Source organism: Candidatus Avelusimicrobium stercoris (assembly GCF_002437085.1).
Lineage (GTDB): Bacteria > Elusimicrobiota > Elusimicrobia > Elusimicrobiales > Elusimicrobiaceae > Avelusimicrobium > Avelusimicrobium stercoris.
The window spans coordinates 1-26384 of record NZ_DJOA01000019.1; the positions used below are offsets into that span (position 1 = coordinate 1).

The 26384-nt window shown below is 50.6% G+C and carries 26 protein-coding genes and 1 tRNA gene; 21 read left to right on the forward strand and 6 right to left on the reverse strand.

Annotated elements, in window-relative coordinates:
• Nucleotides 1-127 precede the first annotated feature (127 nt).
• A complete protein-coding gene (locus B2118_RS03260; RefSeq protein WP_428053280.1) occupies nt 128-727 on the forward strand; it encodes a type IV pilin protein in 600 nt (199 codons plus the stop codon).
• Here B2118_RS03260 and dacB read toward each other — a convergent pair.
• Nucleotides 724-2184, reverse strand: a complete 1461-nt coding sequence (dacB, locus tag B2118_RS03265; protein WP_428053281.1) for a D-alanyl-D-alanine carboxypeptidase/D-alanyl-D-alanine endopeptidase — start codon at nt 2182-2184, stop codon at nt 724-726. The genes B2118_RS03260 and dacB overlap by 4 nt on opposite strands.
• 62 nt (nt 2185-2246) lie before the next feature.
• On the opposite strand from dacB, the gene B2118_RS03270 reads away from it, so the two are divergent.
• Nucleotides 2247-4034 carry a DUF2207 domain-containing protein gene (locus B2118_RS03270; protein WP_428053282.1) on the forward strand — a complete coding sequence of 596 codons (1788 nt, stop codon included), beginning with the start codon at nt 2247-2249 and terminating at the stop codon, nt 4032-4034.
• A 70-nt stretch (nt 4035-4104) separates the two neighbouring features.
• Here the strand turns inward: B2118_RS03270 and B2118_RS03275 are convergent, their stop codons facing one another.
• Nucleotides 4105-5721: a hypothetical protein gene (locus B2118_RS03275; RefSeq protein ID WP_428053283.1), complete on the reverse strand. Its 1617-nt coding sequence runs from the start codon at nt 5719-5721 to the stop codon at nt 4105-4107.
• Nucleotides 5722-5852: 131 nt separating this feature from the next.
• On the opposite strand from B2118_RS03275, the gene B2118_RS03280 reads away from it, so the two are divergent.
• From B2118_RS03280 to B2118_RS03310, 7 genes are all read left to right on the forward strand, one after another.
• The gene (locus tag B2118_RS03280; protein ID WP_428053284.1) at nt 5853-6911 is read left to right on the forward strand and encodes a M24 family metallopeptidase; all 1059 of its coding nucleotides are present in this window, start codon (nt 5853-5855) and stop codon (nt 6909-6911) included.
• 1 nt (nt 6912) lies between these two features.
• Nucleotides 6913-7977 carry a M24 family metallopeptidase gene (locus B2118_RS03285; protein WP_428053285.1) on the forward strand — a complete coding sequence of 355 codons (1065 nt, stop codon included), beginning with the start codon at nt 6913-6915 and terminating at the stop codon, nt 7975-7977.
• A 35-nt stretch (nt 7978-8012) separates the two neighbouring features.
• On the forward strand, nt 8013-8579 hold the full coding sequence (gene efp / locus B2118_RS03290) for an elongation factor P (protein ID WP_428053286.1): 567 nt from the start codon (nt 8013-8015) through the stop codon (nt 8577-8579).
• Nucleotides 8579-9034 (forward strand): hypothetical protein, encoded by a 456-nt coding sequence (locus B2118_RS03295; RefSeq protein WP_428053287.1) that lies wholly within the window; start codon nt 8579-8581, stop codon nt 9032-9034. The genes efp and B2118_RS03295 overlap by 1 nt, the downstream gene beginning before the upstream one ends.
• Nucleotides 9031-9372 carry a DUF192 domain-containing protein gene (locus tag B2118_RS03300; protein ID WP_428053288.1) on the forward strand — a complete coding sequence of 114 codons (342 nt, stop codon included), beginning with the start codon at nt 9031-9033 and terminating at the stop codon, nt 9370-9372. The genes B2118_RS03295 and B2118_RS03300 overlap by 4 nt, the downstream gene beginning before the upstream one ends.
• Before the next feature lie 29 nt (nt 9373-9401).
• The gene (locus tag B2118_RS03305; protein WP_428053289.1) at nt 9402-10169 is read left to right on the forward strand and encodes a hypothetical protein; all 768 of its coding nucleotides are present in this window, start codon (nt 9402-9404) and stop codon (nt 10167-10169) included.
• A gap of 115 nt (nt 10170-10284) precedes the next feature.
• The gene (locus B2118_RS03310) at nt 10285-10608 is read left to right on the forward strand and encodes a cupin domain-containing protein (protein ID WP_428053290.1); all 324 of its coding nucleotides are present in this window, start codon (nt 10285-10287) and stop codon (nt 10606-10608) included.
• Between the two features lie 50 nt (nt 10609-10658).
• Here B2118_RS03310 and B2118_RS03315 read toward each other — a convergent pair whose 3' ends face one another.
• From B2118_RS03315 to metK, 3 genes are read right to left on the reverse strand one after another with little or no spacing between them, the layout of a single operon-like run.
• Nucleotides 10659-11198: a DJ-1/PfpI family protein gene (locus B2118_RS03315; protein ID WP_428053291.1), complete on the reverse strand. Its 540-nt coding sequence runs from the start codon at nt 11196-11198 to the stop codon at nt 10659-10661.
• Complete coding sequence (locus B2118_RS03320; protein ID WP_428053292.1) at nt 11199-11648, reverse strand: C-GCAxxG-C-C family protein; 450 nt, start codon at nt 11646-11648, stop codon at nt 11199-11201.
• A 50-nt stretch (nt 11649-11698) separates the two neighbouring features.
• Nucleotides 11699-12859, reverse strand: coding sequence for a methionine adenosyltransferase (gene metK / locus B2118_RS03325; RefSeq protein WP_428053293.1), 1161 nt, complete (start codon nt 12857-12859; stop codon nt 11699-11701).
• Nucleotides 12860-13279: 420 nt separating this feature from the next.
• Here metK and B2118_RS03330 point away from each other — a divergent pair, with 420 nt between their 5' ends.
• From B2118_RS03330 to B2118_RS03385, 12 genes are all read left to right on the forward strand, one after another.
• Nucleotides 13280-13723, forward strand: a complete 444-nt coding sequence (locus tag B2118_RS03330; protein WP_428053294.1) for a DUF192 domain-containing protein — start codon at nt 13280-13282, stop codon at nt 13721-13723.
• On the forward strand, nt 13720-15186 hold the full coding sequence (locus B2118_RS03335) for a M20/M25/M40 family metallo-hydrolase (protein ID WP_428053295.1): 1467 nt from the start codon (nt 13720-13722) through the stop codon (nt 15184-15186). The genes B2118_RS03330 and B2118_RS03335 overlap by 4 nt, the downstream gene beginning before the upstream one ends.
• Before the next feature lie 26 nt (nt 15187-15212).
• Nucleotides 15213-16079 (forward strand): VIT1/CCC1 transporter family protein, encoded by an 867-nt coding sequence (locus tag B2118_RS03340; protein ID WP_428053296.1) that lies wholly within the window; start codon nt 15213-15215, stop codon nt 16077-16079.
• A gap of 32 nt (nt 16080-16111) precedes the next feature.
• A complete protein-coding gene (locus B2118_RS03345; RefSeq protein WP_428053297.1) occupies nt 16112-17089 on the forward strand; it encodes an ABC transporter ATP-binding protein in 978 nt (325 codons plus the stop codon).
• Nucleotides 17086-18066, forward strand: coding sequence for an oligopeptide/dipeptide ABC transporter ATP-binding protein (locus B2118_RS03350; protein ID WP_428053298.1), 981 nt, complete (start codon nt 17086-17088; stop codon nt 18064-18066). Before B2118_RS03345 ends, B2118_RS03350 begins: the two co-directional genes overlap by 4 nt.
• Nucleotides 18067-18074: 8 nt before the next feature.
• Nucleotides 18075-19220: a M20/M25/M40 family metallo-hydrolase gene (locus B2118_RS03355; RefSeq protein WP_428053299.1), complete on the forward strand. Its 1146-nt coding sequence runs from the start codon at nt 18075-18077 to the stop codon at nt 19218-19220.
• A 10-nt stretch (nt 19221-19230) separates the two neighbouring features.
• Nucleotides 19231-20256, forward strand: a complete 1026-nt coding sequence (locus B2118_RS03360) for an ABC transporter permease (RefSeq protein ID WP_428053300.1) — start codon at nt 19231-19233, stop codon at nt 20254-20256.
• Between the two features lies 1 nt (nt 20257).
• Nucleotides 20258-21133 carry an ABC transporter permease gene (locus B2118_RS03365; protein WP_428053301.1) on the forward strand — a complete coding sequence of 292 codons (876 nt, stop codon included), beginning with the start codon at nt 20258-20260 and terminating at the stop codon, nt 21131-21133.
• Nucleotides 21134-21180: 47 nt separating this feature from the next.
• Nucleotides 21181-22803: a long-chain-fatty-acid--CoA ligase gene (locus tag B2118_RS03370; RefSeq protein WP_428053302.1), complete on the forward strand. Its 1623-nt coding sequence runs from the start codon at nt 21181-21183 to the stop codon at nt 22801-22803.
• Nucleotides 22745-24310, forward strand: coding sequence for an HD domain-containing protein (locus tag B2118_RS03375; protein ID WP_428053303.1), 1566 nt, complete (start codon nt 22745-22747; stop codon nt 24308-24310). The genes B2118_RS03370 and B2118_RS03375 overlap by 59 nt, the downstream gene beginning before the upstream one ends.
• Before the next feature lie 51 nt (nt 24311-24361).
• Nucleotides 24362-24432 (forward strand) — tRNA-Gly (locus B2118_RS03380).
• A 19-nt stretch (nt 24433-24451) separates the two neighbouring features.
• Nucleotides 24452-25084, forward strand: a complete 633-nt coding sequence (locus B2118_RS03385) for a hypothetical protein (RefSeq protein ID WP_428053304.1) — start codon at nt 24452-24454, stop codon at nt 25082-25084.
• A gap of 233 nt (nt 25085-25317) precedes the next feature.
• On the opposite strand, the gene B2118_RS03390 is transcribed toward B2118_RS03385, so the two are convergent.
• On the reverse strand, nt 25318-25926 hold the full coding sequence (locus B2118_RS03390) for a LexA family protein (RefSeq protein ID WP_428053305.1): 609 nt from the start codon (nt 25924-25926) through the stop codon (nt 25318-25320).
• Between the last annotated feature and the right edge of the window lie 458 nt (nt 25927-26384).

Consider the following 26384-nt stretch of genomic DNA (forward strand, 5'->3'; position numbering starts at 1 on the left):
AGAAAAAATGAAAGGATTTACCTCTGTTTGCCGTGCGGCCACTTGTGCAAGTGGCGTCATTCCCGAGTGTTGTAGTCGGGAATCTGTTGTCGCGAAACGGCGAGATTCCGTACAGAAACCTTACGGAATGACGTCTGTGTGTGGGGGCCGCACGGTTAATATTGCCTCAACGAGTGCAGGTTTTACCTTGATAGAACTATTAGTCGTCGTCCTTATTATTGGCATATTGGCGGCGGTGGCGATGCCACAATACGAACGGGCCGTAGAAAAATCCCGCGCTGCTGCGGCTCTGCCGCTTTTGGATGGTATTTATCAGGCCCAAGAAGCGTATTATTTGGCAAATGGTACCTATGCTAGGGATTTAGAAGATTTGGATATGTCTTTGCCGTGGACTGGGAGTGATTGCCCTAGTTTTAATTCCTCTTTATGCGGCGTTTTTAAACAATTTTCTGATGTATCATCCCGCTCGGACGGTCGGTTTATTTTGGCTTCTAGTGTAAGCCGGGACGGAAATACCTTGCTGGTGGCCGTAGTGGCGCACAAATCTGCAGCAGGGGCTGGCTTTTTGAAATTTGCAGGCCCTACTTATAAGAACATTTCTCCGGGGACCTTGTATTGTGTACAGCGTACGGACGGCAAGGGCGCCAACGATTATTGTAAAAAAATGGGCTACCCGAACCGTCTTTCAGATTATGCTGGGTACTTTTATTTTTATTCTCAGTCTTAATTGCCCTCCGGCAGGGCGAGCAAGCGCTTAATAATGTCCTCGTGGATGCGGAAGAGGGCCTCGTCTTTACTGGCCAAATTATTTGCTATTAACGCAAAAGCGATTAAACGGCCGTCCTTGTCGCGCGTATAACCTGCTAAGGCTTTTACTCCGTCAATCGTGCCGCCTTTTACGCGCACTTCCTGCACTTTCTTTTTCGGTTTTAAAAAACGGCGCAAAAGAAGCAAATCCCCGCGGTCGTCCGGCGTGGCCAAGGAGTTATAATAATAGGAAAAGTTGGGGCTTTTTGACATAAACAAAAGCGTATTTACCAGTGTTTTTGGGGTAACTAAATTATCGCGCGATAGCCCGCTTCCGTCATACAAAACAGCCGTTTTTTCGTTTGCCAAATTATTCTTTTTTAAAAACGCGTACAATTCATCCAGCCCGTTTTGCACGCTTCCCTTTTTCCCGGCGTGCAAGGCCAAATTACGCAAAAGCATTTCGGCATACAGGTTAAAACTCCGCTTGTTTACAATGACGACAATGTCCTTTAATTCTGGCGATTGGTACGTATCCAGCAAAGTCATTGTAGTATAATCGGGCGCGGTCCGCGTGGTAGCGGTGTGCCCGCCCACCGCAATACCTTCGGCGCGCAAGGCGTTGTGCAGGGTCTCTGCCGCAAACAGCGCGGAATTGGGCAGGGCGGCCTTAATGGTAAACCCTGTAAAGTTGGTAGGAATTGTGCCGTAGAGTTCCATTTCGTACTGGTTGGGCGCACCATATGCGTAGGCGTTGTCTTTCTTGGTTTTTCCGTCGGTGGTTACGAAACTTTTTAAGGTGAGCCCCAGCACTTGCGGAACAGTTTTTTCCACCTCGGCGGGTCTGTCTGCACGGGGCTGGGGTTTAAAGTGAATTTCAAATAAATTATCGTTAAAGCACAACGGGCTCGCGGGCGCGGCGTAGTAATTGCCCATATTTTCCCAATTTACTTTATTGGGAATTGACGGGCCCTCAAAGGCCGACTCGTCCGCAATTAGGTCGCCCTCCACGCGTGTAATGCCCGCCTGCTTGACGGCGCGTGCCCAGCGGGTAGCCACGGTTTGCCACGTTTCGCCGCCTGTTACGCGGGTGGAGCCCAAGGTCGGGTCAGCCCCGCCTTGCAGGTAAAGGTTACCGTGCAAAACGCCTTGTTCGTCTGGCGAGGTCTGCGCATATAAACGGGTTTCAAAGCGGTGGTGCGGGCCAAAGGTTTCCAGCGCGGCGGCGGTGGTTAAAAGTTTTAAGGTAGAGGCGGGGGTAAAGCGGGTATCGGCCTGAACGGAAAAAATGGTCGCGTCGTCGTAGGCGGCATAACCGCCCCACCAAGCACCGAGCAAAACGGGGTGTTGCAGGCGCGCTTGCACATACGTTTGCAGGCCTTGCGCGCCGGAGAAAAGCGGGAAAAAGAGAAAAATGAGTAAGTAAAAGTATTTCATATATATAGGATATCAAAATTAGCCCGCCCGCGCAGGAGCGGAAAATTGCTACAATAAAAAAAATGAAAAATAAAATAATCCTTTTACTTCTTACCTTATTGTTTGCCGCGCACGCTTGGGCGGCCGAGCGGATTACGCGCTTTGATTCCACGGCTTGGGTAGATACCAACGCCACCGTGCGGATAGCGGAAGAAATTTCCGTCGTGGCGGAACATCAACAAATCCGCCGCGGTATCTACCGCGAACTACCCTCTTCGCGCAAAAATCCCGTGCAGGTGGAGTCCCTGACAATGGACGGAGCGCCACACCCGTATTTTACCGAGCGCGTGGACGCTAAAAACTTGCGCGTAAACTTTGGCGACGATAATTATATTGCCCCCGGCGCGCATACATACCGGTTGGTTTATTCCGTTCCCAATGTTATTTTGTTTTTTGACGGCTATGATGAGTTTTATTGGAACGTAACGGGCAACGGGTGGAATTTTCCCATAGAAACGGCGCGGTTTTTCCTCCACTTGCCGGACGGCGTGCAGGTGGATAAAAGCCGCATTTCCCTTTACACGGGCGCCTATGGAAGCCAAGGGAACGACGCAACCGGGGATTTTGAAAAACTTTCCTTTTGGACGCTCCGCCCACTGCTCGCGCAAGAAGGCTTTACCGTGGAGGTGCCGTTTGCCAAAGGGCTCATTATTCCGCCTGTAAAAACGTGGAAGGATATTTTGCTGGACCCGTATGGCTGGGGCGCAGTGGGCTTGCTGTTGGTTTTGCTTTGGGTATATTATTTATGGGCGTGGAACCGCGTAGGCAGGGACCCCAAGGCGCGCGTTCTGCGGCAGTTTGAGCCGCCAGCCGGGTTTTCGCCCGCATTGACGGGGTATGTCTATCGCTATGGCAAGTTGGATAATTTGCTTACGGTAGTGCTGGTCAGTTTGGCGGTAAAAGGCGTAATAAAAATAGAGGAGAAAAAGAAATTTTTATCGCGCGAATATACCTTGCAGCGCGTGGATGTTTCGCCGGAGGAAAAGCCTGTTTTAGCCAAGGAAGAACGCGCGGTGCTTAAAGCATTATTCCCCGGCAAAACCAAAGAGGTTACGGTGAACCAATCCTTCCGGGAAACCTTTTTAAAGGCCGGAAAGGAACTGCAAAAAAAATTAGAAGCGGATAAAGAACAGTATTTTACCGAAAACCTGGCCTGGAACTTGCCCACTTATTTGGTGCTGGCGTATTTTGCGTTTCTACTGTTTAAAATGGGCGGGATGGATTTGCTGATGCCGGTTGCGTTTTTTATGATGTTGGCTATATGGGTGCCGCTGGTTGCCTTTAAAAACTGGTTTATGACGGTTTATGCCTGTGTTTTTGTTGTATTTGTTTCGCCAATGTTTTTTTCCGCATTGCGGGAATTTGAGGCTCTTCCCGTACTCGCGGGCGTAGTGGTTGTTGTTGCATCCGCCGCCTTTTTTGCCTGGTGGATTAAGGCCTATACACGGGTAGGGCGGCAGAAAATGGACGAGATTGAGGGCTTTAAGGAATATTTAAAAATCGGCGAGGGGGGAAGAGTGGCCGCTTCCAACCCGGCGGATGTGGAAAAAATCTTTTGCGATTATCTGCCTTATGCGTTTGTGCTGGGCGTGGAAAATAAATGGATTTCCTATTTTGAGCGTACGCTGTCGGCCGAAATGGTGGAAAAGGCCGTCCGTTCGCGCGGGCTGTATGTCGGAAATTTGCACGGCTTAAATACGCTGTCGTCTTCTCTGGGGAGTGCGGTATCGTCGTCCTCGTCAAAGGGCGGGTCGGGCGGCGGCGGATTTTCCGGCGGTGGTTTTGGCGGAGGCGGAGGCGGCGGAAGGTAACGTTCCGCGCCCGCAAATATAAATATGATAAAAAACCCCGCAGTAAGCGGGGTTTTTTACGTTACTAAAATCAGTTGAACCACGGATACCATTTGTCGCGGTCGCGGATGTTTATCAGCAGGGAAACTGCCAACAAATCGCGTGCGTTAATGGCTTGCGGCTTATCAATGTTGCATACAAAACTGTCAAATGGTGCGTGCGTATTTTGCAAGGCCCCTTGCGCATCCATTGCGCCGCTTATCGTGTAATCCGCGCGCAACAACCCCCACAAGTGCCCGCAAACCTTGCGCAGCAGGGCTTTACCCAAACTGGGTTCCGTCAGGTGCGCTAGTGCCGCACCCTCGCGCGTAAACAAACGCCAATTCCGTCGGCAGGTAAAGCGTTGGCGGGTAACTACCAGCACATCCTTGGAGCGGGCGAAATAAATCTCGTACCGTTCGTTTTTAAGCCCAAAACCTTTCTGCAAAATAATAGCGGCCTTTTGCCCCTTACGGTCAAAGAGCGTAATCTCGCGCAGAACCAACTGGGACCACACCAGCCCGCAAAAAAACACAATCCCGCCCAGCGGAATAATCAGTGAGCAGGCGGAATAAACTGTGTTATACACAAAGTTAGAAACGGGAAGCAAGTCCGTCTGTTCACACAGCCCAGCCACCGCCAGCACCGCAAAAGACAGCACAATTAACAATAGCCCCGAAAATAAAAATAAACTATCCCAGCGCGAGGACAGCGAAATAAGCGTATTGCCTTGGTTGTCTTTGGCGCGGAAGATGAGCGACGGCGTGCCGTAGAGGCGTTTAAACCAAATGGGATAAAGCGAGTTGGGGTTGGCCGGGGGGAGATTTACCCCTTTGCGCAAAAACGGGCGCACGCACCCGGCCCCGGTAAGAAGCAAAATAAACAGCAGCCCCAGGACCGTCAGCACGTCAAGCCCGCGGCCCAACTGGCGCACATACGGCGGCATATTTTTGGATAAAAGCGTTTTGCCCTTTAAGGCGTTCCATACTTTTTTTACCTTGGCGGTAAAGGATACCGACGGCTTTTTTGCCTTAGCGGGTTCGGTTTGTTGCGGAGTTGTTTCCGCCGACGGAGCGACAACCGTTTCTTCCAAGGCTTCTTCGTGTACGGCGGGCAGGGCGGCAATGTCATAAGCGCGCGGATCCTTTAAATCCAGTTCTAAGGGCTTTACTTCCGGCTTTTCAACCGGGGAAATAAACGAAAATACCAAGTCGGTTTCCGCGTAAGTCAGTTCTTTGGCTAAAATGGAATAGGCCTTGGAATCAATTAAAAAATACCCCGCGCTAAAATCGTTTTTGGGCGTAAAAAAACTAATGTAGAAGAAAGGGTCCCCGGTGGAAAATTCAATGCGTTTAATTTCTTCCCCAGTGTAGGAATTGCCGACTACCTGCATTTTTTTGCTTTTTACATCGGCCAAATCTGCGTTAATTTTCTTTTCAATACAGGTTTCGGTGGTACAAGACACGCTTTTAATGTCCAGGCGTGAAGCGCCCTTTTGCAGGGAAAGCACCGTAGGCGCGGGCGCGTTTTGCACCTGTTTCCAGCCCGCGGGCATATCCAGCGTAAAAGCCCCGTCCTTAGACGTAAATACTTCGGCCTGCAACGCAAACGGAACGCACGCTAAAAGTGCGCCCAGCAGAAATTTTTTTAAAAACGCATATTGTGGCATACTTCCATTATTATATTATATTCTGGCGCGGTTTTACCGCAATATTCTCCTACGCGCGCGAAAACTATATAATTGTGAACGCGCTGTAAAATTGTTATGATATTTGTATAGAGGTTTTGGAGGAAAATATAATGGCTGAAAAAATTGTAACGGCGGACCGCTTGGCCGCGCTTAAAAATTTAATGCAACAAAACAAGTTGGACGGCCTGGTTGTTACCAACAATTTAGACCAATTTTATTTGAGCAATTTCTTCTTTTACCCAAATGAATCCGTTTTTTTAATTCATACAAACGGCATTGTATGCTTTACGCGCGAACTGTATGTGGAACCGTTTAGCAAGTTTGCCCCGTATATGGAAGTTATCGGCGGGGAAAACCGCGTAGCCGCCGCGGTGGCCAAGGTCAAGGAATTGGGCCTTAAAAAGGTCGGCTTTGACGCAGAAAAAGAATCCTTTTTAAACGGCGAATTAATGCTGAAAAACGGCCTTGTGCAACTGCCCAGTTTTGTTACGGAACTGCGCAAAACCAAGGACGCGGAGGAACTCAAAGCAATGCGCGAATCCAACCGTATTGCGTACCTGACGTATGAATATATTTTGCCGCGCGTAAAAACCGGTATGACCGAGTGCGAAATGGCCGCGGAAATGGAAAAATTTATGCGCGAACACGGCGCAACCTCTACCTCTTTTAATACCATTGTGGCGTTTGGCGCAAACGCCGCTAACCCGCACCACGAAACGGGAGATACCAAACTCAAAGAAGACGATGCCGTTTTAATTGATTTCGGTTGCGTGTACAAAGGGTATTGTTCGGATATGACGCGCAGTTGGTGGCACGGCAAAAACGAACCCGCCGAATACAAAAAGATTTGGAAAATTACCGATACCGCCCGCAAGGCAGGCATTAAAAAAGTAGGTATCGGCGTAGCCTGCAAAGCCGTGGATGCGGCTGCTCGCGAAATTATTGAAGCGGCCGGATATGGCCAATATTATACGCACGGCACGGGGCACGGTGTGGGGATTGAAATCCACGAGGAACCGTACAACGCGCAAAATTCCGCTTCTATCTTAAAAGAGGGGAACATTGTAACCGTGGAGCCGGGCATTTATCTGCCGGGTAAATACGGCGTGCGTTTGGAAGACACCGTGTCTGTAACCCAAACCGGGGCCAATATTTTAACGAAGAAATAATATGGCAAGTAAAGATTTTTCCCAAGAGCGGATGCGCGATTTCCGCCGCGTACTCAAACAAGCGGGGCTGGACGGCTATTTAACCGCTGACCCGCTGGAACAGCGTTACTTGTCCGGCATTGAACTATCTGCCGGAGAAGCCGTATTTTTGATTACGCCTACTAAGGCTTGGTGCGTAACCAAGCAGTTAATTGCCAGCAAAATGGTGCCCGCCGCCAAATTTTTAAAAACAATTATTGTTCCCTTTGGCGGGATGTTGGACGGGGCTTTGACGGAAATCAAAAAGCGCGGTTTAAAGACCGTAGCCTTTGACCCGGCACTTGTGGACCTGGCCACCGGGCAGAAACTTTTGGATAGCGGCCTTAGCCGTGCCGAAGGGCTCATTGGCGAAATGCGTCTTAAAAAATACGACGACGAAGTCGCCCGTATCAAAAAAGCCTGCAAAATCGCCGCCCAAGCGTTTGACGAAGTCTTCCCGCAGATTAAAACCGGGATGACGGAGGACGATGTTCGGATTTTAATGGCTGTGGCGATGCTTCGCCGCGGGGCGGATTCTATTCCGTTTAATATTGTGTGCTTTGGCGAAAACACCGCTGACGCTCACCATACTGCCAGCAAAACGCGCAAGTTGAAGGCCGAGGAACCCGTGTTAATGGATTTTGGCTGTTTTTACGAAGGGTACTGCTCGGATATGACGCGCAGTTGGTGGCACGGCAAAAAAGAGCCGGCCGAATACAAAAAGATTTGGAACATTGTGGACAAAGCCCGCACGGCAGGCGTAAAAGCCTTGCGCCCGGGTGCGACGGCGGGAAAAATTGACCGCGCCGCACGCAGTGTAATTGAAGCCGCGGGGTATGGAAAGGAATTTTTCCACACTACGGGCCACGCGATTGGCCTAGTAGTGCACGACCGCCCGATTTTGCGCTCCGGCGCACCGGACGGGTTGGAGGAAAACTTTGTAGTAACCGTGGAGCCCGGCATTTATTTTGACGGGCGCTGGGGTATCCGCTTGGAAGACAGTTTCCTGCTTACCAAGGACGGTTCCAAAAAATTGACGCACAAATAGATTCTTGGGCTTCGGCCCGAAAAGAGGTAATAAAAATGCTTAGCACGACAGAATTTCGTGAAGGTCTTATTTTTGAAGACGAAAACGGTCAGTTGGTAGAAATTATTGAATTCCAACACCACCGCAAAAGCCAGGCTCGCGCCGTCGTTCGCGTGAAACTGCGCAACATTAACACCGGTTCCGTGATTGAAACGGCTTACCGCCCCGAAGACAAATTCAAAGAAGTGGAAGTTGAAAAACGCCCCTTCCAATATTTGTACACCAACGGCGATATGGCCACCTTTATGAACGCGGAAACCTACGACCAAATTGAAGTACCGCTTAAAAAATTGGGCGATTTGAGCAAATACTTAAAGGATAATATGGACGCTATCGGCATCTATATTAACAACCAACTTTTTAACGTGGAACTGCCGATTAAAGTACCGCTCAAAATTGCGTCCACCGTTCCGGGCGTGAAGGGCGATACCGTCGCTAACACTACCAAGGAAGCCACGTTAGAAACCGGCGCCGTAATCAAAGTGCCGCTTTTTATCAACGAAGGCGATACCGTGCTGGTAGATACCCGCACCGGCAACTATGTGGAACGCGTGGCGGCCTAATGTTTTATAAGCGCATAGTCCTGCTGGGGCTGTGTTTGTGGGCTTCGTTGGGGCTATGCGCTTTTACCTTGCAGTACGGCTCTTTGTTTAAGGTGGCGGACATCACGCTTACCCAAGAGGGCAAGCCCGTCCTGCCGCTTGCGCGCGGGAAATATGCCAATATCCGCGTGCTGACAAAAGAGACCTTTGAAATATTAAAAAAGTGCCCGGCTTCCTGCCGCCAAACGGCTGGTAAGGGGGATATTTCCTTGCACGGTTTCCGCCCGGCCCAAACGCGGCCCGGTATGTGGATTGCCGAGGTATCGTATGACGAAGCGTGGCTGGTTACTTTTTTAATATTTCAAAATAAAGAAGGCTTTGGCGTAGTACCGCCGGAGCATTTTATATTTTTGGATAAAGCGTTACAGGCGCGTACCGAGCGGTTGTTGTCGGCCCGCGTACAGGAAGAAAAATGAAGTGTGTATTAAAACGCACCGGCGAAACGCTGGCGCAAGAAATAGAAATGGCAAACACGTATTGGACCCGCTTAAAGGGGCTGATGTTTCGGCGCGGGCTTGCCAAGGGAAAGGGTCTTTTATTGGATCCCTGTCCGCAGATACACACTTGCTTTATGCGCTTTGCGATAGACGCCGTGTTTTTTGATAAAAACGGGCGTGTGTTGTATGTGGCGGAACAAATGAAACCGTGGCGTTTTAGCCGCTTTGTGCGCGGCTCGCGCTACACCTTGGAACTTATGGGCGGTACGCTTGCCGGACGGGTAAAACCCGGCGACGAAATCGTGCTGACCAAATAACGATTTAAATTTTTACATAGAGGTTACAAATGAAAGTCAAGCAACTGGTTTTGGTTTTAACGGCGCTTTTTCTGTGCGCTCCGGGCGCGTTTGCCCGCAATATTTGGGACGATTTCGGAGCAAACGTAACCCAGCAGAACGTCCGCGCGTTTACGAAGGACTTGGGCGGCATTATCGGCTCGGGTACATACACCACGGGGCGAATTTTGGGCTGGGGGGGCTTTCAAATCGGCCCCCGCGCGAGTATGGTTTTTAAAATGAGTAAGGGTAACGGCGACGACCGCGCCACCCAACAGCATACTGCCTTAGGCGACCGCGACGACGTGGGCTCGGTAGTTTATCCGTGGTTGCAGGCCGATATCGGGATGCCGTTTCGCATTGACGGGTTTATCCGCGCGAGCAGTTACCAAGGGTTGACGATTGCCGGCGGCGGGCTGCGCTGGGGGATTACCCGCCCAAACGAAATGTTGGGCTCCTTTCAGCCGATGTTGGTGGTAGCGGCCCATAGCGCAAGCGCGCGCGATTTTTCCGCCACGCATTATAACGCCAGTTTGGTGCTGTCTATGAAATTTAAATATTTTGTACCTTATGTGGGCGGCGGGGTGGATTATACCACGCTTAACATTAACCAAGCCCTGCTCTCGCCGGACCTTATTGGTACGCGGGAACACGCCGCCACGGCGCGCGCTACGGCGGGCTTTAACTTTAAATTGCCGTCGTACTTGGATTTGAGTTTGGCCGCCAACTACGCCTATTATGGCTTGGGCGCGGAAGCGTCCTTGTCCTTGCGGTTTTAGTTTTAACCGAAGAACATTTTATATAGAGGGTGGCTTGTGCCACCTTTTTTAATCCTTTTTTGCATCCAACAAATTTTATTTTTTCTGGTAATATTTAAAAAAGGGGGATTTTTATATGATGAAGAATATTCCTGTGGCTTCGGCCGTAGAATTTAAAGACCAAGTATCGTACCAGCCGGGGCAGATTGTCAGCAAAACCTTGGTGCAAAACAGCGCGGTAAGCATTACGCTGTTTGCTTTTGATAAAGGTGAAGAAATCAGCACGCACGAATCGGGCGGCGACGCCTTGGTACTGTGCCTGGACGGAAAAGGCGAGGTAACCATAGACGGGGTAAAGCACGAACTGGCGGCAGGGGAAGCAATTTTAATGCCGGCCCGCCACCCGCACGCGGTGTATGGCAAAGAGCAGTTTAAAATGATGCTAACCGTTGTTTTTTAAGGTATAAAAAGCCCCGCTTTATTGGCGGGGCTTTTCTCTGGCTGATTAAATTACTTGTAATAAATTTCCTTTTTGGTTTTATCTGCGGCTTCCTTCCCGGCAACGGCCTGTAAAACCGCAAAGGCAAAATCTATCGTGGCGGCGGCGCTTTTGCCCGTAACGATGTTCCCGTCCGTTACGGCGTAATCGTCGTGATATGTCCCGCCAAAATCCTCGTTCATAGAGGTAAAGCAAGTATAATTTTTGCCCTTTAAATAGCCCGCGTGCCCAAGCAAAGTAGGCCCGGCGCAAATGGCGGACACCACCTTGCCCGCTTCCATAAAGGCTTTAATAAGCGCCTGTACGGCAGGGCTTGCTTCCAAGGCCTTGTATTCCGGCCCGCCGGGGATGACGAGCGCGTCATAATCCGCCGCGTTTAAATGGGCAAAGGCGTGCAATTTTGTGCAGGTAAGGCCAAAGCGGCCCGTGGCGTCTTGGTTAAGCAGGGAATAAATATCCACCGTCAGCCCGCCGCGGCGCAAAATGGCGTAAGTGCCTACGGCTTCAATTTCTTCAAATCCGTCCGTTAAAATCATACAAACTTTCTTCATTTATTCCTCCTCCGTGCGCGGGGCGTACGGTTCAAAAATCCCCGCAAATAAAACTTCTTCGGCCAGGCGCGCCGCGTCGGCAATGCACCCAGGGCATTTGCGTAATACTTTGCCCGTCTCTAACCCCTTTAATTCGCGGCACACGTCCGATCCGTTCCACTCTTTAAAGCGGGTTAATAATTGCCGTCCCAGTTGTACGGTGCTTCCGCGCCCGGAGCGGTCGTTTACGTCCCCGTTGCTGTTTTTAAGTCCGGCCAGCATTAATAGCCCGCATAAGGCCCCACAGGTGGAACCGCTGCCTGCAATGCCGCCCGCAAAGGCTTCCATTGCGCGCAAGGCGTCGGCCTCGCTCATATTCAGTAACCCGCAATAGGTGCATACAACCGATTGCGCGCAGTTGTAGCCGCGCTGGTGGCGCAGATTGGCTTCGTGTACACGGGATTTTAACATAGTTGGAAATGTTCTCCTATAAAAGAGCCCCGCTTGCACGGGGCTTTAAATTAGTGGGCGGCCTTTTGAAGCGCGCTTACTTTATCCGTCTTTTCCCACGGAAATTCCTTGCGGCCAAAGTGCCCAAAGGAAGCCGTTTGCAGGTAAATAGGATTGCGCAGTTTAAAGTATTCAATAATGCCGCGCGGGGTCATCGGGAAAATCTTGCGCGCAATTTGCGCCAGTTTTTCATCCGGCAGAACGCCCGTGCCGTCCGTATCTACATAGAAACCGACGGGTTCGTCGCGCCCGATAGCGTACGCGATTTGCACGGTGCACTCCTTGGCGAGTTTAGCGGCCACAATGTTTTTGGCAATGTAGCGCGCCATATACGCCGCGGAGCGGTCCACCTTGGTCGGGTCCTTACCCGAGAAGGCTCCGCCACCGTGCGGACAGCGTCCGCCGTAGGTATCCACGATAATTTTGCGCCCGGTGAGCCCAGTGTCGGACTGAGGCCCGCCGATAACAAATTTTCCCGTCGGGTTGATGTAGATTTTTGTATCTTTATCAATCCATTTTTTAACTGCCGGGATAATGGCCGCGGCTTCAATTTCCTTCTTGGATTTTTCGGTAATTTTAGTGCCCGTTTTGTCCAAAATATCCTCGGTGTGCTGGGTGGAAACCACCACGGTATCCACGCGCACGGGTTTGCCGTCCACATATTCCACGGTTACCTGGCTTTTGGCGTCGGGGCCCAAGTACGGGAGCATTTTCGTGCGGCGGGCTTTTTCCAAATTCTTTAAAATTTCGTGTGAAAGCACCAAGGACAGCGGCATATATTCCATTGTTTCGTCCACGGCGTAACCCACCATTAAGCCTTGGTCGCCCGCGCCGCCCACGTCAACCCCTTGGCTGATGTCGGGCGATTGCTTGCCGATGACGTTAATTACGGCGCAGGTTTTGTAGTTAAAACCGTATTTGGCGTCGTCGTAACCGATGTTTTTGATTACGTCGCGCGCAATTTGTTCCACATCTACCCAAGTGCGGGTGGTAATTTCTCCGCCGACAATCACGAGCCCCCTCGTAATATACGTTTCGCACGCGACGCGGGCGGTTTTATCCTTCTTTAAAATCTCGTCCAAAATAGCATCGGAAATTTGGTCGCAGACTTTGTCCGGGTGTCCCTTGGAAACGGATTCGGACGTAAAATAGCATTTGCCTTGTTTAATCATATACGGCTCCTAGATACAAATTTGAGGGGTTTCCTGTATATTATACCACTTTGGAAATCTGCGGGGAAATAAGGGCTTTTTCTGATTGTTTGCCGTAGTGTTTGGCGGCGTGCTGGATTGCGCTAGTTGTTGTTTGCCGTTGTTGTCATTCCAGGGCCCGCATACAAGCGGGAACCTGGAATCCAGAGATAAAATGAGGAGTTTTTCTAATAAACAGACTGGATCCCGGGTCCACGCCCGGGATGACAACCAGAAAGAGTGTTATCCCCGAGTGTTTCTGTCGGGGATCTGTCGTTATCAAATAAGGGGTCATTCTGAACTGGTGGCCCGCAGGGTTACGGAATCTGCTGTTATTAAAAAAGGAAAAAATCATTTGTGCAGACCGACAAAAACAAATGGGAATTTGCTAAACTTATATATATGAGAATCTTCTTTGTTCTGCTTGCTTCTTTATTGCTTGCCGCGTGCGGTGAATACCAAACCGTCCGCATTACGCTGCCCGACGGGTTTGCGGTAAACGCCCTCGTGGCCGACACTCCGCAAAAGCAGGAAAAGGGCCTGATGTTTGTAAAGGACTTGCCCGAGGACAAGGGGATGCTCTTCGTCTTCAACCAAGAGGAGGACCAAGCCTTTTGGATGAAGAATACGCTGATAGATTTAGATATTGTTTTTATCGGCGCAGACAAAACAGTAAACTCCGTGGAGCCCGAAGTGCCGCACTCCTACACTTATACGCCCGATGACGAGGTGGCCTATTCGCTCGGCTACGGCCAATATGTGTTGGAACTGGCCTCCAAAACCGCCGCCAAGCACGGTGTAACCGCCGGGGCGCCCTTGGACTTTACTGTGCCGGATAAAAAATGAAGCGCCTTTTGCTCTGCCTTTTGCTCGTTTTTTGCACTTTATCCGGCCGCACGCAGGAAACGCCGGATTGGACCCCGCTTAATGACGAGGCCAAACGCCATTTAATCAACCTGTTAAATATTGATACCTCTCTGCCGGAGCCGGACGAACTGGCCGCCGCGCGCTACATTTATAAAGAATTTAATAAACACGGCATAGACTGGGATATTTTTATTCCCCGCCAAGGCCGCGCCAATTTAATGGCCCGCCTGAAAGGCACAGACCCGGCCAAAAAGCCGCTGCTTTTAATTTCGCATTTAGACACCGCCCCCGCCGCCGAGGGGTGGAGTTTCCCGCCCTTTAAAGCCACTGTGGAAAACGGCAATATTTATGGGCTGGGCGCTACCGACGACAAAAATTATACTGCCGCCTATCTGGCTCTTTTTACTTGGCTAAAAGACCAAAAGGCCGTGCCTGAGCGGGATTTGATTTTCTTGGCAACGTCTGGCGAAGAGGCCGGAAGCGAGACGGGCCTCTTGTGGTTAGGCGGGGCGCATTGGGATAAAATTAACCCTGGCTTTGCGCTAAACGAGGGGGGCGGCATTATCAAAAATAAGGACGGAAAAGACATTGTCTTTGCCGAAGCCTCTACCAAAATGTATATGGATATTAAGGTTACGGCCTTTGGTACGGGCGCGCACTCGTCTATGCCCGTAAACGATAACGCGGTTTATTTGCTCTCGCAGGCGCTTGCCAAAATTGCGGCCTACAACCCGCCCGCCAAATTAACGCCTACCGCCAGAACATTTTTTAAAGCCATTAAGCCGCTGCTAGATGAGGACGCGCAAACCACCATCGGCTTTTTGCTCTCCGGCACTCCGCAAAACCGCCAGTCCGCCGCCGAGGTAATGGCGTTAGACCCCTTTTTTAGAACGCAGTTAAAGGACACCTTAAACCCGACCGTTTTGTCCGCCAGCAAGGATACGGGTTCCACCAGCGGCGAGGCTTCCGCTATTTTAAACGTGCGCTTATTGCCCGGCTCGGACCCGGACGAATTTTTTGAAAATTTAACCAAATTGTTTGCGCCGGACGAGCCCATTTCGCTGGAAATTATAGAGCGCCCGCAACTGCCCTTTCCTACGCCGATGGACGGCACGGACCCGCTGTTTGCTTCCATAGAAAAAACTGCCAAAAAACTGGTGCCCGATTCCATTACCGTGCCCGGTATGAGCCCCGCTTCGGGCGATAACGAATTTTTGCGCAAACTGGGCGTGATTACCTACGGGTTGGGCCCGGATATGGACCCGCTTGCCGAAAATGCCACCCACGGACCGGACGAATTTATCAGCGAAAAAGATTTTTTTAACCAGTTGCAGTTTATTTCCGGCGTTGTGTTTGACTTTGCCTACGGCAAGGACTTATTACCGCTTACCCCGCAGGGGGGCTCTCCCGCTGCGCCTGCCGCCGACAAAACCGCAGACTGATTTTATTTTACTTACAAGAAGGCCTTATGCTAGAACAAGACAAAAAAGACTTGGAAATTTTTTCCCGCAGTGAAATTACGGAGCATTTTATATACCGCCGTTTGGCGGAACTGGAAACGGACGAACATAACCGTGCCGTACTTAAAAAAATTGCGCAAGCCGAGTGGGAACACCACGAACTTATTAAAAACGAAACGGGCGTAAACGCCAAGGCTTCGCGCTTTCAAATTTGGCTGTATGTGCTGTTGGCGCGCGTGTTCGGGCTGACGTTTGCCATTAAGTTAATGGAATCCGCCCCGCACCACGCTTCGGGCGCGTACCGCGCGTTTACCAATTACCCCAAAATCGCCCAACTGGCCGATGAGGGCCCCGCTATGGAAAACGAACTTATTGCGCTGTTAGACGAAGACCGCCTGAAATATATGAGTTCCGTGATTTTGGGCTTGTCCGATGCTCTGGTAGAGTTTACCGGCGCTCTTGCCGGGTTTACGCTTGCGCTTTCCAATTCCAAATTAATTGCGCTGACGGGCGCCATTACCGGGGTGGCGGCGGCGTTGTCTATGGCGTCGTCGGAATATTTATCGTCTAAGACCGAAAAAACTTCGGGCAAAAAACCCTTAAAGGCCGCGCTTTACACCGGGGTAGCGTATGTGATTACGGTAGTAATGCTGATTGCGCCGTTTGCGTGCTTTTCTAATGTATTTATTGCGCTAACGTTAATGCTGTTACTGGCGCTGCTGCTGATTGCCGCGTTTATGTTTTACTATGCGGTGGCCCGGAGCGAAAGTTTCAAACACCGCTTTATAGAAATGGCCTGTTTGAGTTTTGGCGTGGCGGCGGTCAGTTTTTTAATCGGCTACGCCTTAAAAGCCTTTACCGGGATAGAAGCCTAATCCGCCCGTGTTAAATTAGTATAATAATAAAGATGACAGACTCCGCCGAAAACGTATTGGAAGTACGCAATTTGCAGTTGGAATTTTCCTCAGACGGTAAAACCGTTCCCGTGCTGCGCGGGCTTTCGTATGTTTTGCCCAAGGGAAAAGTGATTGGCGTTGTGGGGGAATCGGGCAGCGGAAAAACCGTGCACGCCCTTTCCATTTTGCAACTGCTTCCCCCGGCGGCGCATATCAGCGGCGGAGAAATTTTGTACCGGGGCAAAAATTTGGCTTCGCTCTCGCGCGAGGAATTGCGCCAAATCCGTGGCAATAAAATTTCTATGATTTTTCAGGACCCGGCCGCCAGTTTAAACCCTGTTTTAACGGTGGGGGAACAACTGACCGAAACCATTTTGGCACACCGCAAAATATCCAAAAAAGAGGCCCGCTTGCAAGCCGCCCAGTTACTCCATAAGGTGGGCATTGCCGAGCCGGAAAAACGGCTTTCCGAATACCCGTTCCAGTTTTCGGGCGGGATGTGCCAGCGCGTAATGATTGCCATAGCGCTTGCTTTATCGCCGGATGTGCTGATTGCCGACGAACCGACGACTGCGCTGGACGTTACGATTCAGGCCCAGATTTTAAAATTAATCAAAGATTTACAGAAGGAAAGCGGGATGTCCGCCGTGTTTATCACGCACAATTTGGCGGTGGTGGCGGGCATTGCCGACGACGTGCTTGTTTTGTATGCCGGGGAGTGTATGGAGTATGCTCCGGCGGCGGAACTCTTTAAAAACCCGCTCCACCCTTATACGCAAGGTTTGTTAAAATCCTTGGCGTCCGTGCATAATAAAGAGGATGTTTTACCCGTTATCAAGGGGCATCCGCCCGTACCGGGTGAAAAAATTACCGGGTGTCCGTTTGCACCGCGCTGTCCGCACGCGTTTGAAAAATGCCGCCAAACTTGCCCGCCGCTTTTTAATAAAAACGGCCGCCAAGTGCGTTGCTGGCTGTTGGAGGACAAATGACCGCGCCTGTTGTGATAGAACATTTATTTAAAACCTACACCCGCCGCCGCTTTATCGGTAAAAATGTAGAAAAAACGGTTCTGCACGACGTCAGCCTGACGCTGGAAGAAGACCACGTTTTAGGGCTGGTGGGGGAATCGGGCTGCGGGAAAAGCACGCTTTGCAAGGTGTTACTGGGCATTGAAAAGCCTACCGCGGGTACCGTGCTTGCTAATGGCAAAAATGTAGCCACAATTTCCAAGAGCGAATTTAAAAAACTCCGCCGCGTAATGCAGGTGGTGTATCAGGACCCGTATTCCAGTTTGGACCCGCGTATGAACGTGCGCCAACTGTTAAGCGAACCGCTGGATATTCACTGTCTGAAAAAGGACCGCGAAGAGCGGAAGGCCTTTTTAAGCGAACTGTTAAAGGCCGTCGGCCTGTCCGAAAGCCAGTTGGAGCGCTACCCGCACGAATTTTCCGGCGGCCAGCGCCAGCGCATTAATATCGCGCGCGCCTTGGCGTTAGACCCCAAAATTTTAATAGCCGATGAGCCCGTCTCCGCCTTGGACGTATCCGTTCAGGCGCAAATTTTAAATTTACTTAAAGAAATTAAAAAATCCCGCCGCCTTTCTATGCTCTTTGTAACGCACGATTTTGCCGTGGCGCGCTTTCTGTGCGACGACATTGCCGTAATGTACAAGGGGCGCATTGTGGAAAGAGCCCCGGCGGAAGCGTTGTTTACCAACCCCCAGCACCCATATACGGAAGCCTTGCTTTCGGCGGTGCCGTCGGCCACGGTGGCTAAAAAGCCCTTTGTGCCGTTTGAGGAACACCCGGAACGGTCCGCGTGGGCGTGCCCGTTTGCGCCGCGCTGCCGCTACGCCTCGGAGCAATGTAAGAGCGGGGAAAACACGTTAAAGGAAGTTTTTCCGCGCCACGCGTGTGCGTGCGGGGTATTGCCGTTTAAAGATAAAAAAAGTTCAGCAGCCGTATAGGAGCCCTTATGACGATTAACCAAAAACGTTTGGTAGAAACCTTTGTAGAACTTGCCCGGATTGACAGCGAATCCTTTTTTGAAAAGGACATCCAACAATTTTTAGCCACCAAATTAAAGGAACTCGGCTGTAAGGTGCAGGTGGATAACGCCGGGAAAAAATACAACACCACCGCGCAAGGCAACGTAATCGGCCTTTTGCCCGGTACGGTTAAAAGCGCGCCCATTGTACTTAGTTCGCATATGGATACGGTGGTGCCCGGCAATGGCGTTAAACCCGTGGTAAAGAAGGATAAAATCACCTCGGACGGAACCACCGTTTTAGGCGCGGACGACAAGGCGGGTATTGCAATTATTTTGGAAATTTTAAAAACCTTGCAAGAGCAAAAGTTGCCCCATCCGCCCGTGGAAGCCGTTTTTACGTTGACCGAAGAAAATGGTATGGCGGGAGCCAAAAATTTAGACGTTAAAAAAATCAAAGGCCGCGAGGGCATCATTTTGGATAACGAGGAATTAAATGAACTGTTAATTCAGGGTCCTGCGGTCAATACGATTGAAGTAAAAATAAAAGGCCTTGGCGCGCACGCGGGCGTATGCCCCGAAAAGGGTATCTCTGCTATTGAGGTAGCCGCCTATGCCTTGTCCATTATGAAGTTAGGCCGCATTGATAAAGAAACGGTAGCCAACTTTGGCATTATCAAGGGCGGCAATTTGACTAATGCGGTAACCGAAGATATTTATTTGAAGGGTGAAGCGCGCAGTTTGCAGAACGCCAAACTGGACAAACAGACCGCGCATATGAAGGCCTGCTTTGAAAAAGCCGTCAAACGCTATACCAAAAAAATTAACGGCAAAGTGCATAAACCCGTTTTGACGTTTACCGTTACGCCGCGCTATCCGGCCGTCAACGTGCCCAAAAATCACCCAATGGTTAAGGCTATATTGGCGGCGGGCAAAGCCCAAGGCGTAAAAATCAGCCCGGTGGCGTCCGGCGGCGGGTGCGATGCGAATATTTTAAGCGGCAAAGGCTTTACCTTGCCGAATTTGGGCGTAGGGTGCCGCGACTGCCACACGGTAAAGGAAAGTTTGCTCTTAAAAGAATTTTTTGCTGCGGCTGAAATTGCCCTTTCCGCGGTGCTGGCGTATAAGAAATAAAGGATAAGTTATGGTAAATTACATTTTTCGGCGGCTTTTGCTGTTGCCCCTAGTGGTATTGGGGGTAACTTTCCTGCTGTTCTTTTTAACCCAGCGGTTAAGCCCCGAAATGCGTGCCTCTTTGTACGTAAAGGACCCGCGCCAAATGGGCGCGCTGGAAGAGGTCATCCGCGAATATGGTTTGCGCGATAACGTATTTAAACAGTACGGCCGGTGGCTCAAAAATGTGGCGCACGGCGATTTGGGGTACAGCCCCAGCGCCAATATGCCCGTAGCCAAGGCTATCAAGGAATACCTGCCCGCCACCATACAACTGGCGTTTGTTACCATTATTTTTGTGGTCTTCTTCGGCGTATGGTTCGGGTGCGGCTCGGCTATACATAAGGATGAGTGGAAGGACGTGGTGGCGCGCCTGATATCGGTGGGGGGATTTTCACTGCCGATATTCGTACTGGGGCTTATCTTACTGATGGTATTTTACGGACAGTTGGGCTGGTTTGCCCCCGGCGGGTATTCCGTGCAGACGGATGTGATTATCCATAGCCCGATGTTTAAAACCTATACGGGCTTTTTGCTGGTGGATTCCTTGTTAAACGGCAATTTGCGCGTGTTTTGGGACGCACTATCCCACTTGGTTTTGCCGGCGGTTACGCTGTGTATCGGTTCGTTTGCCTTAATGGTGCGCGTAATGCGGTCCAGTATGCTGGAAGAGTTGAATAAAGACTATGTCCGCACCGCCCGCGCCAAAGGCCTTACCAAATGGCAAATAGTCTATAAGCACGCCGGAAAGAACGCCATTATCCCCGTGATTACCTTGGCGAGTATCCAGTTCATCCGCCTTTTGGGCGGTACTGTAATTGTGGAAACGATTTTTGATTATCCCGGCATTGGCCGCTTTGGCGTGATTGCCGCGCAGCAGTTGGATATTGCGGGCATATTGGGGTTTTCCTTAATGGTGGCGGTGCTGTTTGTGTTGGGAAATTTACTTTCGGATATTTTATATACCGCGGTGGACCCGCGTATCCGCTTGGATTAATATGATTAGTGAGCGCCTTTTAAAACGTATTTATACCAATAAAACCTCCCTCTTGGGGCTGGTGATTGTGGTTTTCTTTTTGCTGGTGGCCTTATTTGCCCCGTGGCTGGCCCCGGTGCAAAACCCAAATAACCCTTACCAACTGCCGCAAAAGAGTTACCAAATTGCGCCCCAGCCGCCCTCCGCGCAAAACTGGTTCGGCACTACGGAACAGCAGTACGACCTGTATTATGGCGTAGTGTGGGGAACGCGGCTTGCGTTTAAAATCGGGCTGACCGTAACCTTTTTTGCCTTTTTAATCGGTCTTTTTGTGGGGGGAGCCGCGGCGTATTTCGGCGGAAAATTGGACGAAATTTTAATGCGTCTGACAGATGTGGTGTTTGCGGTGCCTTCGCTGGTGCTGGCTATGGTAATTGCCGCTATGCTGGGGCCCGATATCAAAAATATGATGATAGCCCTTACCGCCGTAGCGTGGCCGTCTTATGCGCGCCTCGTGCGCGGGGATATTTTGTCCGTCAAACAACGCGACTATGTAACCGCCGCCCGCACCTTGGGCGCGCGTGGGCCGCGGGTGCTCTTGCGGCATATTTTGCCTAACTCCATTTATCCGTCTGTGGTAGTAGCCAGTTTGGATATCGGCTATGTGGTATTGACGGCGGCTTCCCTTTCCTTTTTGGGATTAGGGGCGCAACCGGGTACGGCGGATTGGGGGCAGTTAATCGCTATGGCGCGCAACTGGGTGCTCGGCACTCCCGGCCACCCGTTTGCCTATTGGTACACGGTGGTGGCGCCGGGCGGTGCGATTTTTATGTTTGTATTGGGCTGGAACCTGTTAGGGGACGCTTTTAGGGATATTTTGGACCCCCGCCAGGCTTAATTTTTACTAAAATTTAGAAAAGGGATATTTTTATATAAGAGGTGCTTATGATTCGCCGTAAAGACTTATATACTGCCTTAGCCGATAGTGCTTTCCGCTTTCCGGACAAAATTGCCCTGGTGGAAGCGGGTACCGGCAAAAAGGTTTCCTATCACGAACTTTTAATGCAGGTGGACCTCGCCGCCGATATGTTCTTTGAACACGGCATCCGCAAGGGCGACCGTGTGGCCGTGGCGCACCGCAACTCTATTGATACGGTAGTAGCCAACTTTGGGCTCTACAAGTTGGGCGCAGTGTGTATTCCGATGAACTTTATGGTTACCAAACCCGAGGAAATTGAATACATTTTAAATAACGCGGGGGCCTCTGCGGTGGTAACGCAGGCCGAATTTATCCGCCATTATGTAAAATGCCTGCCCAATTTGCCCACCGTAAAATATATTTTTACGACCGATGAAATTCCGTCCTCCGCGGCGGAGTGCCCGGTTGTGCAAAAATTCTGGGAAGAAATTAATAAATCCACCTTCCACGACGAAACCGCCGCTCCCCAAGCGGGATTAGAAGACTTGGCCTTTATTCTCTATACGTCCGGCACCACTGGTCTGCCCAAGGGCGCTATGCTTACGCACGGCAACTTGGCCTCTAACGTCATTTCGTGCGCGCAGATTTTTAAAATTAACGATAACGACTGCTTTCTGTGCTTACTGCCGATGTTCCACTCCTTTGCGTGGACCACTTGCGTAGTTATCCCGCTGTACCTTAACTTAAAAGTAGTTATCGTGGCTAACGTAATGCCCGCCAGCAAATGGTTGGGCGCAATGGGCACGGAAAAGGTAACCCTTATTTTGGCGGTCCCGCAGATTTACGCGGTGCTTTCCAAGGAAGCCAAGGGGCTAAAACGCCTTTATCTGCGCTTCTGGCCGTTTAAAAATGTGCGCTTTGGCGTATCCGGCGCGGCTCCTTTAACGCAGGAAATTAAGGATAGATTTGAAGAAAAAATCGGCGTACCGATATTGGAAGGCTACGGCCTTACCGAAACGAGCCCGGTCGTCAGCGTGAACACGGAAGAATTGCAAAAAATTAAATCCGTGGGGCCGGCTATCCCGGCAGTCAGCACCTTGGTACTGGACGACGACGGCAAAGAAGTGCCGCGTAATGCCGAGGGCGAACTGTGCGTAAAGGGGCCCAACGTGTTCCGCGGGTATTGGGGCAATGAAAAAGCCACGCACGATGCGTTTACAGAGGACGGCTGGTTTAAAACCGGCGATATTGTAACGGTGGACGACGACGGTTTTATTTTTATTAAAGACCGCAAGAAGGATATGATTATCATCAAGGGCCTAAAAGTGTTTTCGGCCCAGGTGGAAGCCGTCATTTGCGAGCATCCGGCGGTGGAAGAGTGCGCCGTAATCGGCGTGCCGGACGGCCGCGGCGGCGAATTTGTAAAGGTGTATGTGGTTAAAAAAGAAGGCGCGGAACTTTCCGATGCGGAATTTAGAAAATTCTTAAAAACGCATTTAGATAACTACAAACGCCCGCGCGATTTTGAATTTGTGGAAGCGCTACCCAAAAACGCCCTGCGCAAGGTGTTAAAACGCGAACTGCGCAAGGATGCCGTTGCCAAATTGGCCGCGCGTGGCGGATCCAACACGGAGGAACCCCTTGCTTGATTTGGCCCGTATTTTAAACGAGGTAATTCCCCAGGCGCATTATGTGGGGGGAATTGTGCGTAGCAGTTTGCTAAAACGCCAATCCTCCGACCTGGACATTACCCTGCCGCCCGAAGATGTAAAGCCGGCGGCGTTGGAATTGGCTCGCCGTTTGAAGGCAGTCTCGTTTGAAATGGACCCCGAGTTTGGCGTGTGGCGTTTGGTAACGCACAAAGACAAAATCCAAATTGATTTAACCGCCTACCAAGGCAAAGATTTAAAGGCGGACCTGCTTCGCCGTGATTTTTCCTTTAATGCGCTGGCGTACCCCGTGTCCGCCCTGCCGCAAATAGAAATTACGCCGCATAAAGACGGCACCGCCCGCGTGATTTTAAAACGTCTGCAACGCAAAAATATTGTAGATGTAAGCGGCGGCTTGCAGGCGGTGGCGGATAGGGTCATTGACGAAAACAATCCGCGCGTATTTAAAGAGGACCCGCTTCGTATGCTCCGCGCGTTCCGCTCGTCTGCGGAGTTGGGCTTTTCCATTTCTCCCCGCACCTTGGCGCAAATCAAAAAGGACCGCGCTCTTATTGTTCAGTCGGCTGGTGAACGTGTGCGCGAGGAGTTGGAGCGGCTGTTTGCCACGTCTAAGGCGTATGAAAATTTGCTTTTAATGGATGAGTGTGGCCTGCTGACCGCCTTGTTCCCCGAATTGGAAGCCCAAAGAGAGTGCGCCGAAGTCTATTACGGCAAGGGCGGCGTATTAAAGCATACGCTGGACGTTTTTAAGCGGATGGAATATTTGCTGGACCACTTGCAAAAGGCGTTCCCCAAATATGCGGCCAAACTGGCCCCGCTTGCCCAACATAAGGCCCTTTATAAAATGACGGCCCTTTTGCACGATATCGCCAAACCCGCCACCGCCAAAAAGGTGGGGGACCGGTTGCGCTTTTTCTATCACGAGGAACGGGGGGCAAAAATGGCGAAGGTGGTGTTGGAGCGCTTGCATTACAGCCGGGCCGATATCCGCTTGATTTGCGCGATGATTGGCGAGCATTTGCGCCCGTCCAATCTTGCCAGCAACGACGTAATAACCGACAAGGGCGCCTATCACTTCTTCCGCGATTTGGGCGAGGCCGGCGTGCCGATGCTTTTGCTGTGCTGGGCCGATTACACCAGTTACGTTACGGACGCGCAGTTAAAGCGCATTATGCCCAAGAGCGGCGAGCGGCTGATGAGTATTGCCCGCGCGCAGCAGACGGCCAATGTGGGCAAAACCTTGCGCCATATGCAGGTGCTTACGTTATTACTGCATAAGTATTTTGACCAACCCAAAAAGGTTCAGCCTACGCGGCTGATTACCGGGCGCGACGTAATGGACGAATTATCCCTGCCGCCCAGCCCTAAAATCGGCGAGATTTTGGAAGCCGTTTCCGTGGCGCAGGTGGAAGGAAAAGTAACAAACCGCCAAGAGGCCCTGGCGTTTATCAAGACACTGGATTTACGGGCACAGCATATTAAATAGTTGTGTACATCCGCCTAAAATTTGCTAAAATAAATGTGCGGACCCCGCTATGCGGGCGTGGTTCAATGGTAGAATGGAAGCTTCCCAAGCTTTAGACGAGGGTTCGATTCCCTTCGCCCGCTTTTTTAATCAGGAACTATTATGGAAAACGAAAATTTAGATTTGGACGTAAAACCTGCCGGAAATAAAGATTTGTGGCTGTTTCTGATTATTATAGACATTATCTTCCTGTGTGTTTTCGGTTATTTTATCTATAAACACTTTTCCGGGCGCGTATTTGATGCGCCGGCCAATGCCCCACGTGCCGAACAGGCCGAAACGGTGCAAACGTCTGAACTCCCGCAAGCCAGCGAGCCTGTGCTAGTGGAAGAAAATAAACCCGTAGAGGATAATGCTCCGGCGGCGGCCCCGGTGGAAATCCCGGTTACGGCCGTGATTGAGCAAGAGGAAAAGAAGGCCGAAGAGCCCGCCAAAGTTGAACCGGCCCCCGAAGTGAAGCAAGAGGCCAAAAAGAGCGTAATTATTGCTTCTTCTAATGGTGGCAAATACCGCCGCGTAACCTTCCGCTGGTATGGTGAAGGCAAAAAAGTGGCGATTGTGAGCGGTTTTACAATGGCTAAGCCCCAAGCGCTTAAAAAACGCAACGGGTATTGGGAAACCACCCTTTCCATTGCGCCCGGCACTTATAAATTCTTGTATGTGGTGGACGGTCAAAACACCTTGGACCCGTACTCGCAAGAAAAAGACGGACGCTCGCTGTTAATCGTCAAATAACAACTGTTTTTTTAAAAACCCCGCCCCTTACTAGGGCGGGGTTTTTTGTGCACATTTGGCTGGACGCGGCGCGGCTGGTGTTGGGCTGTTTTTGAGTTTGGGGCATATCTTACTGGGCTACACTAGGCGTGCTTTCGGGGTTTTATGCCCGTAAAAAGCCCCCGCGCCAGCAAACGCGGGGGGTGAGGTTACGACTAATTGCCCCGGGTTTCGGCACCCGAGGCAGCAGGATTTTAGCAACTTACGTTGCGTTTAATAATACTGCGCACGATACCTTCCACGCGGAAGGCCGTTTTATCGGCTACAATGGGGTTATAGCGTGGGTTTTCCGATTGCAAAATGACGTTCTCGCCGTCTTGCGTAAAACGCTTTACCATCACTTCGCCATTGTTCACGCAAACCACTACATCTTTGTTTTTTGGCTGGTGGTTTTGCTCCACAATCAGCCAATCGTGCGGGGAAATAAGGTTCTCCATAGAGTCGCCCTTGGCTTCCACCATAAAGCCCTTACAGGCAGGGAAATAAATCATACTCGGGTCCACGGGCACAATACGCGTGGGCGTACCGTCCAAAAGGGTGCCCTCGGGGCCGCATTTTGCCATACCGTACATATTTAGATAAATGACGTTGCGCTCCGGGTCCTTTAAAATAATATAGTCGCGCGGGTTGGCGGGATTGCGCTTTAAAAAGCCCTTTTTTTCCAACTGTTTAATGTGGTGAAAGACCACGCTTTTTCCGCTTACGTTTAAGCGGTCGGCCAATTCTTCCATTGTCAGCGGGTCCGAAATATTACTCTTTAAAATTTCCAACAGTTCCATTTGTTTAGGATGCAAGGCTTTCATAAGCGTTCCTTTTACTTGTTTTATTGTTCTATACTTTGTTCTATAAAATTTGTGTGTAAAAAGTCAAGCGAAATTTCCTGCGAGGTGGGGTTTAAAAAATTGCCTTATGGCCTATTAAAAAAGGGTGTTGCACAATAAATTAAATGAGTGCGGAAAATCTGCGGCCCGCAGGGTGCGGCCTGCAAGGTGCGGCGCGTAGGGAGCCATCATCCCGTAGAGTTTTTATCACGGGATCTGTTGTTGCTGTGGTTGTCATCCCCGAGGGTTTTAGTCGGGGATCCGTTGTTATCAAAAGAGAAAAACGACAGATTCCCGACTATGACTTTCGGGAATGACGCCTTTCTAAAAAAGGAGGTCATCCTGAACTGGCGGCCCGCTAGGGTTTTCAGGATCTACTTTTTGGTTTTTTTGTTGTTGTTGAGCAGTTGTTTATAAAGGGGTTGTTATCGTTTTTTTTT

Coding starts and splice junctions, on each gene's coding strand:
- B2118_RS03260 (WP_428053280.1), top strand. CDS start 128: ATGACGTCTGTGTGTGGGGGCCGCACGGTTAATATTGCCTCAACGAGT.
- B2118_RS03285 (WP_428053285.1), top strand. CDS start 6,913: ATGGCAAGTAAAGATTTTTCCCAAGAGCGGATGCGCGATTTCCGCCGC.
- B2118_RS03270 (WP_428053282.1), top strand. CDS start 2,247: ATGAAAAATAAAATAATCCTTTTACTTCTTACCTTATTGTTTGCCGCG.
- B2118_RS03310 (WP_428053290.1), top strand. CDS start 10,285: ATGATGAAGAATATTCCTGTGGCTTCGGCCGTAGAATTTAAAGACCAA.
- B2118_RS03350 (WP_428053298.1), top strand. CDS start 17,086: ATGACCGCGCCTGTTGTGATAGAACATTTATTTAAAACCTACACCCGC.
- B2118_RS03330 (WP_428053294.1), top strand. CDS start 13,280: ATGAGAATCTTCTTTGTTCTGCTTGCTTCTTTATTGCTTGCCGCGTGC.
- B2118_RS03375 (WP_428053303.1), top strand. CDS start 22,745: ATGCCGTTGCCAAATTGGCCGCGCGTGGCGGATCCAACACGGAGGAAC.
- B2118_RS03345 (WP_428053297.1), top strand. CDS start 16,112: ATGACAGACTCCGCCGAAAACGTATTGGAAGTACGCAATTTGCAGTTG.
- B2118_RS03385 (WP_428053304.1), top strand. CDS start 24,452: ATGGAAAACGAAAATTTAGATTTGGACGTAAAACCTGCCGGAAATAAA.
- efp (WP_428053286.1), top strand. CDS start 8,013: ATGCTTAGCACGACAGAATTTCGTGAAGGTCTTATTTTTGAAGACGAA.
- B2118_RS03320 (WP_428053292.1), bottom strand. CDS start 11,648: ATGTTAAAATCCCGTGTACACGAAGCCAATCTGCGCCACCAGCGCGGC.
- metK (WP_428053293.1), bottom strand. CDS start 12,859: ATGATTAAACAAGGCAAATGCTATTTTACGTCCGAATCCGTTTCCAAG.
- B2118_RS03300 (WP_428053288.1), top strand. CDS start 9,031: ATGAAGTGTGTATTAAAACGCACCGGCGAAACGCTGGCGCAAGAAATA.
- B2118_RS03340 (WP_428053296.1), top strand. CDS start 15,213: ATGCTAGAACAAGACAAAAAAGACTTGGAAATTTTTTCCCGCAGTGAA.
- B2118_RS03355 (WP_428053299.1), top strand. CDS start 18,075: ATGACGATTAACCAAAAACGTTTGGTAGAAACCTTTGTAGAACTTGCC.
- B2118_RS03365 (WP_428053301.1), top strand. CDS start 20,258: ATGATTAGTGAGCGCCTTTTAAAACGTATTTATACCAATAAAACCTCC.
- B2118_RS03275 (WP_428053283.1), bottom strand. CDS start 5,721: ATGCCACAATATGCGTTTTTAAAAAAATTTCTGCTGGGCGCACTTTTA.
- B2118_RS03360 (WP_428053300.1), top strand. CDS start 19,231: ATGGTAAATTACATTTTTCGGCGGCTTTTGCTGTTGCCCCTAGTGGTA.
- B2118_RS03335 (WP_428053295.1), top strand. CDS start 13,720: ATGAAGCGCCTTTTGCTCTGCCTTTTGCTCGTTTTTTGCACTTTATCC.
- B2118_RS03370 (WP_428053302.1), top strand. CDS start 21,181: ATGATTCGCCGTAAAGACTTATATACTGCCTTAGCCGATAGTGCTTTC.
- B2118_RS03315 (WP_428053291.1), bottom strand. CDS start 11,198: ATGAAGAAAGTTTGTATGATTTTAACGGACGGATTTGAAGAAATTGAA.
- dacB (WP_428053281.1), bottom strand. CDS start 2,184: ATGAAATACTTTTACTTACTCATTTTTCTCTTTTTCCCGCTTTTCTCC.
- B2118_RS03295 (WP_428053287.1), top strand. CDS start 8,579: ATGTTTTATAAGCGCATAGTCCTGCTGGGGCTGTGTTTGTGGGCTTCG.
- B2118_RS03305 (WP_428053289.1), top strand. CDS start 9,402: ATGAAAGTCAAGCAACTGGTTTTGGTTTTAACGGCGCTTTTTCTGTGC.
- B2118_RS03280 (WP_428053284.1), top strand. CDS start 5,853: ATGGCTGAAAAAATTGTAACGGCGGACCGCTTGGCCGCGCTTAAAAAT.
- B2118_RS03390 (WP_428053305.1), bottom strand. CDS start 25,926: ATGAAAGCCTTGCATCCTAAACAAATGGAACTGTTGGAAATTTTAAAG.